Genomic DNA, 16,186 nt, shown 5'->3' on the forward strand with positions numbered 1-16,186 from the left:
ACGGGGATGACGCGACTCACAAGAAGTTACCCCGAATGGCCGCGTTTGGTCCCCGATCGGACTAGTAGCAACCCGCTATCGGATGCGCTGCGTGATCAAGGGCCGTTCGAACTCTCTTCGCAGCCGGGTCAGCGCCCGGTGCTGCGCGACCCGGACCGCGCCCGGCGTGGCGTCGACGGCGGCGGCGGTCTGATCGGCCGTGAGCCCGACCACCACCCGCAGCACGAGGATCTCCCGCTGCTTGTCCGGCAGCAGGCGCAGCAACTCGCCCATCCGCTGCGCCAGCTCCGCCCGCAACGCCGACTGCTCCGGGCCCGCGCGCTCGTCGTCCGGGCCGTCGGGCACCTCCGGCACGGGCTCGGCCCGGTTGCGCAGCGCCGCGCGGTGCGCGTCCGCGACCTTGTGCGCCGCGATGCCGTACACGAACGCCAGGAACGGCCGGCCGTGGTCCTTGTAGGTCGGCAACGCGGTCAACAGCGCCAGGCACACCTCTTGGGCCACGTCGTCGGCCGACGTGGACGAGCGCTCCTGCCCACCGACGCGGGCGCGGCAGTACCGCACCACCAGCGGGCGGACGGCGGCCAGCAGCGACGCGACCGCCCGGCGGTCGCCGGCGACGGCGGCGCGCACCTCGTCTTCCAGGTCCTCGGGCGCGGTGGCGGCCATCAGCCGGCCCCGGCTAAGTGCGGGTCTCCCATGGCGGGTCCTCTGCGGTAGGCGGCGGAGGACTCCGTTCTACCCCACTCAGGCCGGCTTTCGGCCCATGACGTGCAACCGGGCGGCCACGTCGCGCAGCGGCGGGCGGGTCGACGCGGCCAGTTCCAGCTCGGCCAACGCCTCCGCGGCGCCCGGGTTGGCCTCCAGCACGGACCCCGGCACCAGGTCGGACACCACGCCGTGGCCCTGGACCAGCTCCACCTTCAGCCCCGCGGCCACCACCAACGCCTCGAGCCCGGCCACGTCGAACCGGCGCAGCAGCGGGTCGCGCGTGCCGACGAGCTGACCGGCCTCGTCGTCCAGCAGTCGCCGCGCGTCCACCAGCCGGCCCGCGATGGCCCGGTGCAGCACGGCCGCGTACCGGTTCGCCACCAGCAACGACACCGCGCCGCCCGGGGTCACGGCGGCGGCCAGCGCGGCCAGCGCGGCGCCGACGTCGTCCACGACCTCCAGCAGGCCGTGCGCCAGCACCAGGTCCGCCGAGGCGTCCCGGTCCAACGCGTCGGTGTCGCCCTGGACCGCCGTGACGCGGTCCAGCACGCCTTCGTCGGCCGCACGGCGGTGCAACGTCGCCAGCGCGTCGGGGCTCGGGTCGATCACCGTCACCGTGCACCCGGCCACGGCCAGCGGCACGGCCCACACGCCGCTGCCACCGCCGACGTCGAGCACGCGCGGCGGTTCACCGCCCCTGCGGTCCCGCGCGGCGGTCAGCTCGGCGTCGAGCACCCTGTGTACGGCGTCCGGTCGCATGGACGTAGAGCGTAAGGGCCGTAGGCTGCACTACGTGCATACGGTGGCGGTGCTCAGCCTCAAGGGTGGCGTTGGGAAGACGACGGTCGCGCTCGGTCTCGCGTCGGCGGCGCTTCGGCGTGGCGTCCGCACGCTCGTCATCGACCTGGATCCACAGTGCAACGCCACCTCGACGCTGGAACCGGATGACACGGAGGCCAGCGTCTACGACGTCCTCCAGGACCCGAGCCGCGACACGGTGGACAAGGCGATCGCGCCCAGCGCGTGGGGCGACGGCGTCGACGTGCTCGCCGGTTCGGAGGACGCGGAGTCGCTGAACCACCCGGACCCGGGCGAGACGCGGCTCGGCAGGCTGCGCGAGGCGCTGCGGCTGTTGCAGGACGACGAGGACCCCTACCAGCTGGTGCTGCTGGACTGCCCGCCGTCGCTCGGTCAGCTGACCCGGTCGGCGCTGGTCGCGGCGGACCGCGCGCTGCTGGTGACGGAGCCCACGATGTTCGCGGTGGCGGGCGTGCAGCGGGCGTTCGAGGCGGTGCAGGCAGAACGTGAGCACAACGAGGACCTGCAGCCGCTGGGCGTGGTGGTGAACCGGGTGCGGCCGAGGTCGCACGAGCACCAGTTCCGCATCGACGAGCTGCGGGACATCTTCGGGCCGCTGGTGATGCCGGTGGCGCTGCCGGACCGGCTCGCCGTGCAGCAGGCGCAGGGCGCGTGCATGCCGATCCACGAGTGGGGCACGCCGGGCGCGCGTGAGGTGGCGCTGGCGTTCAACCTGCTGCTGGCCCGGATACTGCGGATCAGCCGGAGCAGACGCAGGGCCGTGCACCACGACTTCAACGACGAGGAGATCGAGGAAGCGGTGGACGCGTGAGCACGACCGCACTCCTGGCGTTCACCGTCGCCGCCGTCCTGCTCACGATCACGCCGGGCCTGGACACCATGATGCTGTTGCGCATGGTGCTCGGCGGCGGGCGCAAGGCCGGACTGGTCGGCGGGTTCGGCACCACGCTCGGCTGCCTGGTGTGGGGCGCGGCGAGCATCGCCGGGCTGACCGCGCTGCTGGTGGCGTCTCAATTCGCCTACGACGTCGTGCGCTACGCGGGTGCGGCGTACCTGCTGTGGCTCGGCGGATCGGCGCTGTGGAAGTCGTGGCGCGGCGGCACGGTCGACCGGCCGGCCGACGTCCTGGCGATCACGCCCGCGCAGGCGTTGCGGATCGGGTTCACCACGAACCTGCTCAACCCCAAGATCGGCGTGTTCTACCTGAGCCTGCTCCCCCAGTTCCTGCCGTCCGACCAGGCGTCGGCCGGGTGGGGCGCGCTGCTCGTCGGCGTGCACGTGGCCATCGGTCAGGTGTGGCAGATCGTCGTGGTGTGGCTCGCCGGGCGTGCGGTGGTCGTGCTGACGAAGCCCGCGGTGCGGCGGTGGACCGAGCGGCTGACCGCGTCCGTGCTGGTCGGGTTCGGCCTCAAGATGGCGTTCGACAGCGGTGCCCGAGGGTGACACGGTCTTCCTGGCCGGGCATCGCCTGAACGAGGCGCTGGCCGGCCGCCGGCTCCTGCGCGGGGAGATCCGCCACCCGAAGTGGGCCACCGCCGACCTGGCCGGGCGTGACGTGCTGGAGGTGCGTTCGGTCGGCAAGCACCTGTTCACCCGGTTCTCCGGCGACCTGAGCCTGCACAGCCACTTCCGGATGGACGGCGCGTGGCACCTGTACCGGCCCGGCGAGCGGTGGAAGCGTCCCGGCCACCAGGTGCGGGCGCTGCTGGAGGTGCCCGACCGGGTCGCGGTGGGGTTCGCGCTGCACGACCTGGAGCTGCTGCCGACCGACCAGGAGTCGCGGCTGGTGGCCCACCTGGGTCCGGACCTGCTGGGTGACTGGGACGACGGACGTGCGGCCGAGGCGGTCGCCAGGCTGGCCGCGGACCCGGACCGCGAACTGGGGCTCGCCCTGCTCGACCAGCGGGTGGTGGCGGGCGTGGGGAACCTCTACAAGGCCGAGGTGTGCTTCCTGCTCGGGGTCTCGCCGTGGAGCCCGGTGTCGGCGGTGGACCCGGCGGAGGCGGTGCGGCTTTCGCGCAAGCTGCTGCTGGCCAACGCGTGGCGCCCGGAGCAGAGCACGACCGGCCTGATGGGACGCGGGCGGCAGCACTGGGTGTTCGAGCGGGGCGGTAAGCCGTGCCTGCGCTGCGGGACCAAGGTGCGCGTCGGCGGGCAGGGCGCGGGCGTGCTGGAGCGTCCCGCGTACTGGTGCCCGCGCTGCCAGCCAGGGCCGATCGCTTAGGGTTACCGCCGTGGTCTACAAGAGCGTGGTGCGCAAGGCGTTGTTCCGGATGCACGGCGGGGACGCGGAGCGGGTCCACGAGACCACGCTCGGCGTGATGGCGAAGCTGAGCCCGGCGGCGAAACTCGTGAAGCGCAAGCCCGCCTCGCCGCGCACGGTCTTCGGCGTGCGGTTCCCCAACCCGGTCGGCCTCGCCGCCGGACTGGACAAGAACGGCCGGGCGCTGCCCGCGTGGGCCGCGCTCGGGTTCGGGTTCGTCGAGGTCGGCACGGTCACCCGGCACGCGCAGCCGGGCAACCCGAAGCCGCGCCTGTTCCGGCTGCGCGACAGCGAGGCGATCATCAACCGGATGGGCTTCAACAACGACGGCGCGCTGGAGCTGGCCAACCGGCTCGACCGGCTCGGCCCGCTGTCCGTGCCGCTCGGGATCAGCCTGGGCAAGTCCAAGATCACGCCGGTCGAGGACGCCGTGGAGGACTACCGGACGTCCCTGCGCGCGCTCTACCGGCACGGCGACTACTTCGCGATCAATATCAGCTCGCCCAACACGCCGGGTCTGCGCAGCCTCCAGGACCGCGGCGCGTTGACCGAGCTGCTGTCCGCGCTCAACGCCACCGCCCACGACCTGGCGGGGTCCAAGCCGCGCAAGCCGATCCTGGTCAAGATCGCGCCCGACCTGACCGAGGAGGCGATCGCCGAACTGCTGGAGGTGTGCGCCGCGCACGAGGTCAGCGGCCTGATCGCGACCAACACCACGTTGTCGCGCGACGGCCTCGCGCCCGCCGACCGGCGCCTGGCGGACGAGGCGGGCGGGCTGAGCGGCAGGCCGTTGACCGAACGCGCCCGCGAGGTGGTGCGGTTCGTGAGCCGGGAGACCGACGGCAAGCTGCCGATCATCGGTGTCGGCGGCATCGCGAGCCCGGACGACGCGAAGCGGATGCTGGACGCGGGCGCCAGCCTGATCCAGCTCTACACCGCGTTCATCTACGAGGGCCCCGGGCTGGTGCACCGCATCAACCGGGTGGTGAGGTGAACTAGGCCTTCCGGGCGGTCCGGAGCCAGCGCAGGATCGGGTGCAGGATCACCACGAGCAGCGAGCCCCAGACCAGGCCGCCGAGTTCCATGTCGCCGAGCTCCAGCGTCAGGTCGCCGACCCCGGCGACCAGGGCCGCGCCGCCGACCAGGGCGTTGCCCGGGTTGGTCAGGTCGACCCGGTTCTCCATCCACACCCGCACGCCGACCAGGCTGATCAGGCCGAGCAGCACCAGCGTCGCGCCACCGACCACGCCCGCCGGGATGGTCGACAGCACGGCGGTGATCTTCGGCGAGAACGCCATCAGCACCGCGGCCACCCCCGTCACGGCGTAGGCGGCGGTGGAGAAGACCTTGGTCACGCCCATCACGCCGATGTTCTCGGAGTACGTGGTGGTGCCCGACCCGCCGCCGACACCGGCCAGCGCGGTGGACACGCCGTTGGCGATGATCGAGTCGCCGACGTTGCCGTCGAGGTTGCGGCCGGTCAGGGCGCCGATCGCCTTGACGTGGCCGACGTTCTCCGCGACCAGCACGATCACCACCGGCAGCACGAGCAGGGTGACCGACGGCCGCAGCTCCGGCGCGTGGAACTCGGGCAGCCCGAACCAGGCGGCCCGACCCACCGCGGCCGTGTCGACCAGGCCGAGCCAGAAGCCGAGCGCCCACCCGACGACCACCCCGATGAGCACGGAGAAGCGGAACGACGAGCCGCGGCCGAGCACGCCGCACAGCAGGATGATCCCCATCGTGACCACGGCGGGCAGCGGCTGCTGGGCGAACGAGTCGGTGGCCCGATGGGACAGGTTGAGCCCGATCAGCACGACCACCGCGCCGGTCACCACCGGCGGCATCACGGCCTCCAGCAGCCGCACGCCGAGCGCCTTGACCGCGACCCCGATGATGATCACCAGCAGGCCCGCCGCGAGCACGCCGCCGAGCTGCGCGGCGATGCCCTCGTCACGGGCGGCGGACAGCGGCGCGATGAACGCGAACGACGCGCCGAGGTAGCTGGGCACGCGGTTGCGGGTGATCAGCAGGAACAGCAGCGTGCCGAGACCGGAGAACAGCAGGGTGGTGCTGACCGGGAGACCGGTGGTGGCGGGTACGAGGATCGTGGCGCCTGCCATCGCGACCAGGTGCTGGGCGCCGAACCCGATGGTGCGCGGCCAGGTCAGCCGCTCCTGCGGCGCGACGGCGTCACCGTCGATGGGGCGGCCATCACCGCGCACGGTCCACAACGCCACTCAATGACCTCCCCGGCGACCAGGACGGACCACGCTGTCCGACCCAGGGATCCTGCCACGCCAAGTAGTGGCCGCGGCTATATAACGGTCTGATAATCACACGATCGCAGCAGCGTACGCCACCGCAGCCCGGAGGTTAGCGCAACTCCGCTACGCAACGTGACGCAATCGTCGTTCGTGCAGATGGCCGTGCGAGAGGTGCGGAGATCCGCGACGAGGTCAGCGCGACAGCTCGCGCAACGCCGAGGCGAGGCCCGCAAGGTGGTCCGTCGCGTCGCCGAGGACCTGCCGCGGGTTCGAGGCGGTGCTCTCGGCGAGCACCCGACCGGCGGCGGCGACGAGGCCGCAGTAGCCGTCGACACCCTCGTCGAGCTGGGCCCGCAGTCTTCGCACGCCTTCGACCAGCGGGGCGCGGTCCAGCGGCGGGGCGGTGTCGCGCGCCCGTTCCACGGCCTGCAACTGGCGGGAGACGGCCCGGATCGCGGACGCGGCCTCGGCGCCGGTGGCGCGGGCCTGCTCGACCGAGTCGGTGGGGATGGACGTCAGCGCCGCGGAGTCGAGCTGGCGCAGCAGCTCCCGCAACGTGTCCTGGGCGTCCTCCAGCCGTTCCATCGGCTGACGCGCCGCCGAGGACCGGGCGGGCAGCGGCTCGGGCGTCGGCGCGGCCTCCAGCTGCCGGCGCTCGGCGTCGATGCCCCTCATCTTCAAGTTGGTGCGCACGGCCAGCACGGACGTGCCGGCGAACCCGAGGGCCGCCACCACGCCGGGGGCCGCGCCGAGCGCCCCGACCAGCGTGAGCGTGCCGACCACCGCGAGCAGGGCCAGCACGATCAGCCAGAAGGTGAGCACGCGGCTCGATCGGCGGTACCGCCGATCGAGCTTCGCGCGCGGGTCGTTCCAGGCGGCGTACCGCCGCTTCACCTGGTCCGCGATCTGCCCTTGGAGCTGGCCGCCGATGACCTGTGCGATCTCGCCAGCCACCTTCCGCCGGGGTTCCATCGCGGACACCACCCTCTCAGCTCTGGCTCGCCGGCGGGTTCTGCTGGACCTGCTGCGTGGGCTGCGCCTGCGTCTGCTGGACCCGCTGCTGGATCTCCTGCTGGATGCTCGCGCTCGCGCTCGCGGGCTGACCGCTCGTCACCTCGCCGGCGACCTTGCCGCCCGCCATCGACGCGCGGATCTGCTCCAGCCGCGAGTGGCCCGCCATCTCGGTGGTCGACTGCTGGACCTCCAGCATCCGGCCCTGCACCGAGTTCTGCGCCAACTCCGCGGAACCGAGCGCGGTGGTGTACCGCTTCTCGATCTTGTCGCGGACCTCTTCCAGCGACGGCGTGTTGCCCGGCGCCGCCAGCTCGGTCATCTGGCGCAGCGAGTGCGAGACCTGCTCCTGCATCTTCGCCTGCTCCAGCTGGCTGAGCAGCTTGGTGCGCTCGGCGAGCTTGGTCTGCAGGACCATCGCGTTGCGCTCGACCGCCTGCTTCGCCTGCGTGGCCGCCTGCAACGCCTGGTCGTGCAGCGTCTTCAGGTCCTCGATGCTCTGCTCCGCGGTCACCAGCTGGGTGGCGAAGCCCTGCGCCGCGGTCTCGAACTGCGTCGCGCGCGTCTCGTCACCCTTCGCCCTCGCCTCGTCGGCGAGCACGAGCGCCTGGCGTGCGGATGCCTGGAGCTTCTCCACTTCGCCGAGCTGGCGGTTGAGCTTCATCTCGAGCTGGCGCTGGTTGCCGATCACCGCGGCGGCCTGCTGGGAGAGCGCCTGGTGCTGCCGCTGCGCCTCCTCGATGGCCTGCTGGATCTGCACCTTCGGGTCGGCGTGCTCGTCGATCTTGGACGAAAAAGCCGCCATGAAGTACTTCCATGCCTTCACGAAAGGGTTGGCCATCTCCTACGCCTGCCTTCTCCGCACTTCCCTGGCTCGCGCTCGTGATTGGCAACGACCCGGTGCCGGTGTTGGTTCCATCGTGTCAGGTGTCCCGCGCTGCTTCCACCGACCTGGGGAGATATCCGGGATCACCCTGAGTCACCCCCCGACTTTCGTCGGCATGGTCATCCTGCCCGTCCGCCTCGCGGGCGACGCGGCGACCCCGTGCGGGGTTGCCAACTCGTTGCAAGCGCCGAAAGCCGAGCCGGTCGGACCGGCTCGGCTCAGGCAGGTGTCAACTGGTGTTACGCCGCCACCACCGCGTTGCGCGGCTTGCTGATGGACGTGGACAGCCGATGCGTCAGCACGGGCTGCAACCGCAGGTCGGACAGGTCGTTGCCGATCACCGCGGGCACCATCGTGCCGCCCTCCAGACCCGACGACGCGGACGCGGGCGCCCGTTCGGTGAGCTCGGCGGGCGTCGGCACGGGGCGCTGGACGGCGCCGATGTCCGAGGCGACCAGGTGCAGCAGCTCCCACAGGGGCAGGTCCAACGCTTCGCAGATCGCGGCCAACAGCTCGCTGGACGCCTCCTTGCGGCCACGCTCCACCTCGGAGAGGTACCCCAGGCTGACGCGGGCGGTCCTGGAGACCTCGCGCAGCGTGCGGCGTTGGGTGGTGCGGGCATGGCGGAGCCGATCACCGATCGCCTCGCGTAGCAGCACGGTCATCGCGCGCCTCCTTCCGGCCGGCCGTGCCACCACGTTACCGACCCGTCCCGTCGACGGGCAGTGACTTCCCGACACGTCCGCCAAGGGCGAACGAGTGAACTCGTCGGTAAGTTCCCGCGTGGGTGTCCCGGTGTGACGGGGAACGCGCTGCTCACGTCACTCGACGGGGATCTTGAGGTGGTCGAGCAGGAGGTTCAGCGCCGCCGTTGTCGAACTCTTGCGGACTTCGTGACGACCACCACCCAGAGTGAGCGTTCGGACGAGCGTTCCGGACGGACCGGACAAACCGATGTGGACGGTGCCCGGCCCGACACCGTCCTGCGGGTCGGGACCGGCCACGCCGGTCAGCCCGAGGCCCCACGTCGCGCCGCAGCGCTCCCGTGCGCCCTCGGCGAGCTGCCGGGCCACCTCGGCGTGCACGGCGCCGTGCTCGGCCAGCAACGCCGCGTCCACGCCCGCGAGCGTGTGCTTGAGGTCCGTCGCGTAGACCACGAGCCCGCCGCGCACCACGGCGCTGGCGCCGGGCACGGAGGCGAGCTCGGCGGTCACCAGGCCCGCGGTCAGCGACTCGGCGGTGGCGACCGTCTCACCGCGCGCCTTGAGGATCCGGACGACGTCGGCGGCGCTCACGCCCCGGCCACCGCCCGCTTGCCCCTGGCCCGCAGGCGGAACGCGCGGATGACGTAGTCGACGCCCGTGACGACGGTCAGCACCACGGCCGCGCCCATCGTGGTCACGGAGACAGCGTCCAACCAGGACGGCAGCGGCAGCACGTAGAGGCCGATGGCGACGATCTGCACGAGCGTCTTGGCCTTGCCGCCGCGGCTGGCCGGGATCACGCCGTGCCGGATGACCCAGAAGCGCAGCAGCGTCACGCCGAGCTCGCGGACCGCGATGACCACCGTCACCCACCACGGCAGCTCGCCGAGCAGGCTCAGGCCCACCAGCGCGGCGCCGGTCAGCGCCTTGTCCGCGATCGGGTCGGCGATCTTGCCGAAGTCGGTGATCAGGCCGTGCTTGCGGGCCAGGTTGCCGTCCACGTGGTCGGTGACCGACGCCACGGCGAACACCCCGAACGCGGCCAGTCGCCACCACGGCTGGTGGCCGTCCTCGGCGAACAGGAAGTAGAGGAACACCGGCACGAGCACCAGCCGGGACATCGTCAGCACGTTGGCGATGTTCAGCACCGGCACGCGCGCGGGTTCGGTCACCTCGGCAGCACCTCGATCGCTGTCACGACCAGGTCGACGCCCTCGGAGGAATCGACGCGGCAGCGCACCAGGTCGCCGACGTTGAGGCCGTCGGCGTTGGTGATGACGCACTCGCCGTCGACCTCGGGCGCCTGGTGGGCGGCGCGGCCGACGCAGTCGTTGTCGTCGTCCTCCTCGGTCTCGACCAGGACGACGACCTCCTCGCCGACGCGGTCCTCGGCGCGCTGGGACGTGAGCTCCTCGACCAGGTTGGAGATGCGGGCGACGCGCTCGGCGATCGTGTCGGCGTCCAGCTTGTCCGGCAGGTTCTCGGCCTCGGTGCCGTCCTCGTCGGAGTAGCCGAACACGCCGACCGCGTCCAGCCGGGCGGCGGTGAGGAAGCGCTCCAGCTCGGCCACGTCCTCCTCGGTCTCACCGGGGAAGCCGACGATGACGTTGCTGCGGATGCCCGCACGCGGCGCGAGGGAGCGGATCTGCTCGACCAGGCCGAGGAACGACTCGGTGGAGCCGAACCGGCGCATCCGGCGGAGCACGGGCTCGCTGGAGTGCTGGAAGGACATGTCGAAGTAGTCGGCCACGCCGTCGGTCGTGGCGATGGCCTTGACCAGCGTGGGCTTGGTCTCGGCGGGCTGCAGGTAGGACACGCGGACGCGGTCGATGCCGGGCACCTTGGCCAGCCGCTGGAGAAGCAGTTCCAGGCCGCCCAGCTCGCGGGGCAGGTCCTTGGCGTAGGAGGTGGAGTTCTCGGAGACCAGGAACACCTCGCGGACGCCCTGCTCGGCCAGCCACATCGCCTCGGCCACCACCTCGTCCGGGTGGCGGGAGACGAACGCGCCGCGGAAGGACGGGATCGCGCAGAACGAGCAGCGGCGGTCGCAGCCGGAGGCGATCTTCAGCGGCGCCACGGGCGTGTCGGTGAGGCGGGTGCGAAGGACGCGCGGGCCCCAGCCGTGCCCCGGGACCTGCACTTCTTCGGCGGCCTTCGGGCGCTGCACGGGCGTGAGCGGCAGGAGCGTGCGGCGGTCGACCGGCTTGTGGGACTCGATGGCCTGACCGGCCAGGACGTCGTCCAGCCGGTCGGCGAGGTCGGTGTAGTGGTCGAACCCGAGCACGGCGTTCGCCTCGGGCAGGCTGTCGGCCAGCTCGGCGCCGTAGCGCTCGGCCATGCACCCGACCGCGACCACCTTCGCGCCGCTGTCGGCGGCGGCGAGGAGGGTGTCCACGGAGTCCTTCTTGGCGGACTCCACGAAGCCGCACGTGTTGACCACGACCACGTCGGCTTCGTCGTCGACCAACTCCCAGCCGCCGGCGGTGAGGCGGCCGGCCAGCTCTTCGGAGTCGACTTCGTTGCGGGCGCACCCGAGGGTCAGCATGGCGACGCGCTTGGACGTGGTGGGGGAAGACACGGTGCTCAGCGTAACCGGCGCTCGCCCCCTCCCCGTCCGCCCGTGGGGTGTGCGGTCCAGGTCAGGTGCGCAGCACCGCCTGGACGAGGCGACCGACGTCGGTGGCCGGGTTGTCCGGTCCGAGTCGGGCCGCACGGGCCACGGCTCGTTCGACGCCCGGGTCGAACGAGGCGTAGTCGAGCTTCTAGTCGTAGCCGGGGACGTGGCGGGCGAGCAGGTCGCGGGCGGCCCGGTAGTCGGCGATGTGCGCCCGGTGGTCCGCGAAGTGCAGGAGGAGCCACAGTTCGAAGCACGGGTTGGACACCGCGAGGTCCACTTCGGCTGTGCCTGCTTCCTTGACGGCGGCGGCGATGTCGAAGTTGTCCACGTCGACCACGCACCACACCGCCTGGAACTCCTCGCGGTACTGGTCGCGCAGCTCGGCGGCGTACTCGACCAGGTTGAGCGGGGAGTCGACTTTGCACTTCACCGTTATCGGCGCCCGCCGGGCCGGCCGCAATCCGGAGAAGTACTGGCTTTCGGTCTTCTGGCCGCCGCTGACCACCAACACGTTGTTCCGCCGCGGGGGGACCGCTTGCCTGGATCTGCGCTGCGAATTCTCACGCCTGATCATCGGCTACGCCATCCCGCACGGCATTCACGAAGTGCTCTTCGTACAGGCGCGGAACAGCACCGTACTGCCCGGCCAGGTAACGCCGCTCCAGGTTGTCCTCCCGACGTGGCTTGAAGTCGGACAGCGGGTAGAGGGTGCTCGCGCCGGTCTCGCCCTTCTCCACGAACCACACTTCGTCGCGGTCCAACACCTCATCGGCCAGCGGCGGGTGCAGCAAGGTCGCGTCGTGCGTGGTGAAGAGGAGCTGGCCATTACCTGAATTGGCTTGCGGGTCGTTGAAGAGGGCGATCAGTCGAGCGGTGAGGAGGGAGTGCAGGCTCTCGTCGATCTCGTCGACGGTCAGGACGCCCCCGTCCCTCAGGATCCTGAGCACGTCCGGCAACAGCCCGAGCCACGACCGGGTCCCGGCCGACTCCTCGTCCAACTCGAAGAGCTCACCCGCTCCGTGCTCCAACCGGATCCGATGCCGGGCCAGGCGCGTCAGGGACGCCTCGACCCGACTCATCAGATCGGCGAGCGCCGTCGGATCCGACCGCAACTCGGCCTTGCCCGATCGAGGCAACTCTTCCATCTTTTCGGCGATGGCGAGGAATTGAGCCGGTGTCATATCGAGACCAGGCGGTCGGTTGACCGTGATGTCCACGATGCCGAAGTCCGCCGCCTGGACGAGTTCCACCAGCCGTTCGTGCATATCGGGGTTCTCATGGAGGAACTCGGCAACCTTCGTCGTTTGATCGGAGGTTGCGTCGCCCGAGCGGAAGCACAACCTCTCGGTGAACCACCGGCAGGGCGACAGAAGGGCCGTCACGTTGGACTGCGCGGCAAGGCTCAAGAACAACGCGTTCGGCCGGAGGAGTTCCCTCAGCACCTCCCCCTTGGCACCCGCCTCGGCGACCGTCTTGCCGAACGCGACGTCACCGCCCGACCGGTCGAACAGGACGCGTTTGCGCTTCTCCGGATAGCTGTAGAGCCACTCGGAGAGCACTCGTTCGTCATCCACCTCGAAGCCGTAGGTGTAGCGGACCCCGGCCTCGACGAACTCCGCCACGAAGACCGAGGGCCGCTCCCGCGCCGCCGGGTCGAGCTTGAACGGTCGGCGGGGGACGCCGCCGCCCGGACGCCACTGGGCGAACGACTCGCGCACCGCGTCGGCCATGAACTTCAGGCCGTCGAGCAGGTTCGACTTGCCGGAGGCGTCGGCGCCGTAGACGGCCGCGACGGGCAGCACCTCGCGGTCCTTGGCGTAGACCGGCATGAGCAGCAACTCCTGCTCGTCGCGGAACGACCGGTGGTTGCCCATCCTGAAGCTCCGGAGCATCTGACACCTCCGGCAGCGAAGTTTCGACCCGTTCCGTGCCAGTGAACCGCACAGAAGTGGCTCTGGCGTCCCACGCGGGCAGGTTTCAGCGGGTCGCCTGCCGGATAAGACACGGTCACGACGGAGGGTTACGTTGAGCGCGTGAACGACTCGATCAACGTGCGTCGCGCCCGCACCGGCGACGTTCGGGCGATGAAGGCCCTCATCGACGCGTACGCCGGCAAGGTGCTGCTGTCCAAACCGCTCGTCACGCTGTTCGAGGACATCCAGGAGTTCTGGGTCGCCGAGGAGGACGGCGTGGTCCTCGGGTGTGGCGCGCTGCACGTGCTGTGGGAGGACCTGGCCGAGATCCGCACGGTCGCGGTGTCGCCGCACGCGTTGGGTCGCGGGATCGGCCACCGGATCGTGCACCGGTTGATCGAGACCGCCCGCGAGCTGCAGTTGCAGCGGTTGTTCGTGCTGACGTTCGAGACCGGGTTCTTCGGCAGGCACGGCTTCGTGGAGATCGACGGCACGCCCGTCTCCCCCGAGGTGTACGAGGAGATCATGCGGTCGGCCGACGAGGGCGTGGCGGAGTTCCTCGACCTCTCGTACGTGAAGCCGAACACCCTGGGCAACTCGCGCATGCTGCTGCACCTGTAACTATTCGAGTGTTCACTCGAACAGTCTTGACTCCACGGATGCGGTCCTCCAAGATCGGCGACGTGGAGCAGTTGACGGTCGACGAGCTGGCGGTCCGGGTCGGCCTGCCGGGCAGCACGATCCGGATGTACCAGACCAAGGGCGTGCTGCACCCACCCCGCAGGCAGGGCCGCGTCGCCTACTACGACGCCTCCCACCTGGAACGCCTCACCCTCGTCCAACGCCTCCAGTCCCGCGGCTTCTCCCTGCCCGCCATCGCCGAACTGGTGAAGGCGCGGGAGAAGGGCGCGAGCGTCGCGGCGGTGCTGGGCGTCGGCGAGGCGGAGGGCCCGGACGACTGGGTCCGGATCAAGGTCCGCGACATCAGCCGCCTGGTCCCGCTCGGCGACGTCCGGCCGCGCATCCTGCGCCGCGCCGTGCAGCTCGGCCTGGTCCGCTGGCGCCACGGGTGGCCGCACGTCCGCCGCTGGGCGCTGGAGGCGGGCAACCGGCTCGCCGCGCTGACCGTCCCGAGCGAGGACGTGCTGGACAAGTTCGCGAACCTGCGCACGGCCACCGACGGCATGGCGGCCGACTTCGTGGAGGTCTTCGAGCGCCGGCTGTGGCCGCAGCTGGCGGAGAACGCGGACCAGGACGACCAGCTCGACCGGATGCGCGCGCTGCTCGTCGAGCTGACCTACACCGCCGAGACGGTGGTCGTCGGCACGCTGCGCGAGTCCATCCGCGAGGCCGCCGAGCAGTTCGCCCGCCGCCACCAACTGCTGCCGAGCGACGACTTCCAGCCCGCGTGGGTCGAGGAACCGGTGCCCATCGCGGAACGTCTCATCCAGACCGATGAGGACGACGAGTTCCCCGACGAGCCGACGATCCAGCGGTTCCTCGACCGGGGCGACGACCACGACGAGCCGGGCAGATGACCGCGCTGAGGCGAGCGCGGTGCGAACTCCCTTACGTGCCCAGCGATGGAGCACGGGTGCTGGTCGAGCCGGTGCGGAGGGGTTCGGCTCGCCCACTCGGCCCGGACCGGCCACCCGTGCCGGTCCGGGCGCACCCGAGGTCGCTGGGCGCGCCCCGCCCGGCGGGCCCGCCCGTGCCCGACGCGCCGCCGCACGTGGGCGTGCGCGTCGTCGGTGCGGAGCCCGCCGGGCGCGGCGGACATGTCCCGCGAACGGACGGTGACGTTGCCGGGCGGCCGCAAGCGCTTGCCTCGGCCGCGGTCGCGTCGCCGACCGGCTTCTGCACACGGAGGGTGGCGTGATCGCACTGATCGGCGCGTTGGTGGGCCTGCGCGCGGGATACCGGTACGACCGCTCGATCGGCAGGCACCCGTTGCGGTCGGGGGTGAAGCGGTTGGTGTTCTGGGTGCTGGTGTTCGTCGCCGAGTGCCTCGTGGTGCCGCCGGTGGCCGCCGCGGTGGGTCCGGTGGTGTGGTTGGTGGCGTTCGGGTACGTCATGGCGGCGGGGCTGGCCGGGCCTTGGGTGTCGGAGTACTACCGCAGGCGTGCGACGTGATCGCGCCCGTACCAGTGGACCAACCGGCATCGGCCGGGTACCGGCAGCGCGGTAGGCGGTTCGGCTCGCGCGAAAGGGCGTGACGGCCCAACAGGTCTGCCCCCGGACGGCCCAGCGGCCTGTTGACCCGGTGATCACGTGCGGGCGAACGTTCACCCGACGTTGACGCGGTATGAGCCGATCGGGGCTGTTGCGCGTTGATCTCTGCCGGTAAGAACCCCTCAAGCCCGAAAACCGAGGGGAAGAAACCGTGCTCGCGAAATCCCTGCGCAATGCTTTCACCGTCGTGCTCGCCTCGCTCGCCCTGCTGGTCGGCGTCGGCACCGGTGTCGGCCAGGCGGCCATCAACGCGCCCGCCGTGACCGACGACTACCTCTTCAGCAAGTCCTTGTCGCAGTTCAGCTCCCTGCGCGCGCAGCGGCCGTACAGCGACCAGCTCGACTGGTCGTCGGACGGTTGTTCGTGGTCGCCGGACAACCCGTTCGGGTTCAAGTTCCTGCCGGCCTGCCACCGGCACGACTTCGGCTACCGCAACTACAAGCGGCAGGGGCGGTTCAACGAGACGACCCGGCTGAGGATCGACAACAACTTCAAGACCGACCTGTACCACCAGTGCGCGGGCAACTGGTCCTGCAACCGCACGGCGGACCTGTACTACAAGGCCGTGCGCGAGTTCGGCGCGAGCTGACGTTCCGATCGCCGTGATGCTGCGCAGGGGTCCCCGCCCAGGGGACCCCTGCTTTCATTCTGCCGGCACGGTCCGACAATTTCGGGCGGCCGGGCCGGGGTCAGGTGGTGATGGCCTCGCACGATGAGGAATTCGTCAACTCCCGCGTCGGGGACGGACCGCGCGAAGAGGCCACCA

19 protein-coding genes are annotated in these 16,186 nt (G+C 71.1%); 8 read left to right on the forward strand and 11 right to left on the reverse strand.

All coding sequences use genetic code 11. From position 1 onward, the window contains the following. Positions 1 to 75: 75 nt before the first annotated feature. Together LNK82_RS30000 and LNK82_RS30005 are read right to left on the reverse strand one after the other, a co-directional pair. On the reverse strand, positions 76 to 666 hold the full coding sequence (locus tag LNK82_RS30000) for a sigma-70 family RNA polymerase sigma factor (RefSeq protein ID WP_230570237.1): 591 nt from the start codon (positions 664 to 666) through the stop codon (positions 76 to 78). 78 nt (positions 667 to 744) lie between these two features. Continuing rightward, positions 745 to 1,467, reverse strand: a complete 723-nt coding sequence (locus LNK82_RS30005) for a class I SAM-dependent methyltransferase (protein WP_230570238.1) — start codon at positions 1,465 to 1,467, stop codon at positions 745 to 747. A gap of 34 nt (positions 1,468 to 1,501) precedes the next feature. On the opposite strand from LNK82_RS30005, the gene LNK82_RS30010 reads away from it, so the two are divergent. The 4 genes from LNK82_RS30010 to LNK82_RS30025 are packed head-to-tail and all read left to right on the forward strand — an operon-like array spanning position 1,502 to position 4,784. Further along, positions 1,502 to 2,338, forward strand: a complete 837-nt coding sequence (locus LNK82_RS30010; protein WP_230570239.1) for a ParA family protein — start codon at positions 1,502 to 1,504, stop codon at positions 2,336 to 2,338. Beyond that, positions 2,335 to 2,970, forward strand: a complete 636-nt coding sequence (locus LNK82_RS30015) for a LysE family translocator (protein WP_230570240.1) — start codon at positions 2,335 to 2,337, stop codon at positions 2,968 to 2,970. The genes LNK82_RS30010 and LNK82_RS30015 overlap by 4 nt, the downstream gene beginning before the upstream one ends. Beyond that, complete coding sequence (locus LNK82_RS30020; protein ID WP_230570241.1) at positions 2,957 to 3,751, forward strand: DNA-formamidopyrimidine glycosylase family protein; 795 nt, start codon at positions 2,957 to 2,959, stop codon at positions 3,749 to 3,751. Before LNK82_RS30015 ends, LNK82_RS30020 begins: the two co-directional genes overlap by 14 nt. A gap of 10 nt (positions 3,752 to 3,761) precedes the next feature. Further along, positions 3,762 to 4,784, forward strand: a complete 1,023-nt coding sequence (locus tag LNK82_RS30025; protein WP_230570242.1) for a quinone-dependent dihydroorotate dehydrogenase — start codon at positions 3,762 to 3,764, stop codon at positions 4,782 to 4,784. Between the two features lies 1 nt (position 4,785). On the opposite strand, the gene LNK82_RS30030 is transcribed toward LNK82_RS30025, so the two are convergent. The 9 genes from LNK82_RS30030 to LNK82_RS30070 form a co-directional block, all read right to left on the reverse strand. After that, a complete protein-coding gene (locus tag LNK82_RS30030; RefSeq protein ID WP_230570243.1) occupies positions 4,786 to 6,030 on the reverse strand; it encodes a uracil-xanthine permease family protein in 1,245 nt (414 codons plus the stop codon). Between the two features lie 219 nt (positions 6,031 to 6,249). Next, entirely contained in the window at positions 6,250 to 7,029 is a 780-nt protein-coding gene (gene pspM, locus LNK82_RS30035; protein ID WP_230570244.1) for a phage shock envelope stress response protein PspM, read from the reverse strand. A 16-nt stretch (positions 7,030 to 7,045) separates the two neighbouring features. Continuing rightward, a complete protein-coding gene (locus LNK82_RS30040) occupies positions 7,046 to 7,909 on the reverse strand; it encodes a PspA/IM30 family protein (RefSeq protein WP_230570245.1) in 864 nt (287 codons plus the stop codon). A gap of 284 nt (positions 7,910 to 8,193) precedes the next feature. Beyond that, positions 8,194 to 8,619, reverse strand: coding sequence for a helix-turn-helix domain-containing protein (locus tag LNK82_RS30045; protein WP_230570246.1), 426 nt, complete (start codon positions 8,617 to 8,619; stop codon positions 8,194 to 8,196). A 156-nt stretch (positions 8,620 to 8,775) separates the two neighbouring features. After that, a complete protein-coding gene (locus tag LNK82_RS30050; protein WP_230570247.1) occupies positions 8,776 to 9,249 on the reverse strand; it encodes a CinA family protein in 474 nt (157 codons plus the stop codon). Continuing rightward, a complete protein-coding gene (gene pgsA / locus LNK82_RS30055) occupies positions 9,246 to 9,779 on the reverse strand; it encodes a CDP-diacylglycerol--glycerol-3-phosphate 3-phosphatidyltransferase (RefSeq protein ID WP_230570352.1) in 534 nt (177 codons plus the stop codon). Before pgsA ends, LNK82_RS30050 begins: the two co-directional genes overlap by 4 nt. 47 nt (positions 9,780 to 9,826) lie before the next feature. Next, the gene (gene rimO / locus LNK82_RS30060) at positions 9,827 to 11,203 is read right to left on the reverse strand and encodes a 30S ribosomal protein S12 methylthiotransferase RimO (protein ID WP_230570353.1); all 1,377 of its coding nucleotides are present in this window, start codon (positions 11,201 to 11,203) and stop codon (positions 9,827 to 9,829) included. A 217-nt stretch (positions 11,204 to 11,420) separates the two neighbouring features. Beyond that, positions 11,421 to 11,849: an RloB family protein gene (locus tag LNK82_RS30065; RefSeq protein ID WP_230570248.1), complete on the reverse strand. Its 429-nt coding sequence runs from the start codon at positions 11,847 to 11,849 to the stop codon at positions 11,421 to 11,423. After that, positions 11,836 to 13,149: an AAA family ATPase gene (locus LNK82_RS30070; RefSeq protein WP_230570249.1), complete on the reverse strand. Its 1,314-nt coding sequence runs from the start codon at positions 13,147 to 13,149 to the stop codon at positions 11,836 to 11,838. The genes LNK82_RS30065 and LNK82_RS30070 overlap by 14 nt, the downstream gene beginning before the upstream one ends. 159 nt (positions 13,150 to 13,308) lie before the next feature. Here LNK82_RS30070 and LNK82_RS30075 point away from each other — a divergent pair, with 159 nt between their 5' ends. The 4 genes from LNK82_RS30075 (at position 13,309) to LNK82_RS30090 (ending at position 16,009) form a co-directional block, all read left to right on the forward strand. Further along, on the forward strand, positions 13,309 to 13,809 hold the full coding sequence (locus tag LNK82_RS30075; RefSeq protein ID WP_308257318.1) for an amino-acid N-acetyltransferase: 501 nt from the start codon (positions 13,309 to 13,311) through the stop codon (positions 13,807 to 13,809). A gap of 38 nt (positions 13,810 to 13,847) precedes the next feature. Further along, positions 13,848 to 14,726 carry a MerR family transcriptional regulator gene (locus tag LNK82_RS30080; RefSeq protein WP_230570250.1) on the forward strand — a complete coding sequence of 293 codons (879 nt, stop codon included), beginning with the start codon at positions 13,848 to 13,850 and terminating at the stop codon, positions 14,724 to 14,726. Between the two features lie 337 nt (positions 14,727 to 15,063). Beyond that, positions 15,064 to 15,321 (forward strand): hypothetical protein, encoded by a 258-nt coding sequence (locus LNK82_RS30085; protein ID WP_230570251.1) that lies wholly within the window; start codon positions 15,064 to 15,066, stop codon positions 15,319 to 15,321. Between the two features lie 250 nt (positions 15,322 to 15,571). After that, the gene (locus tag LNK82_RS30090) at positions 15,572 to 16,009 is read left to right on the forward strand and encodes a phospholipase (protein WP_372470686.1); all 438 of its coding nucleotides are present in this window, start codon (positions 15,572 to 15,574) and stop codon (positions 16,007 to 16,009) included. Positions 16,010 to 16,186: the final 177 nt, after the last annotated feature.

Source organism: Saccharothrix luteola (genome assembly GCF_020859565.1).
In the GTDB taxonomy this organism is placed as follows: domain Bacteria; phylum Actinomycetota; class Actinomycetes; order Mycobacteriales; family Pseudonocardiaceae; genus Actinosynnema; species Actinosynnema luteola.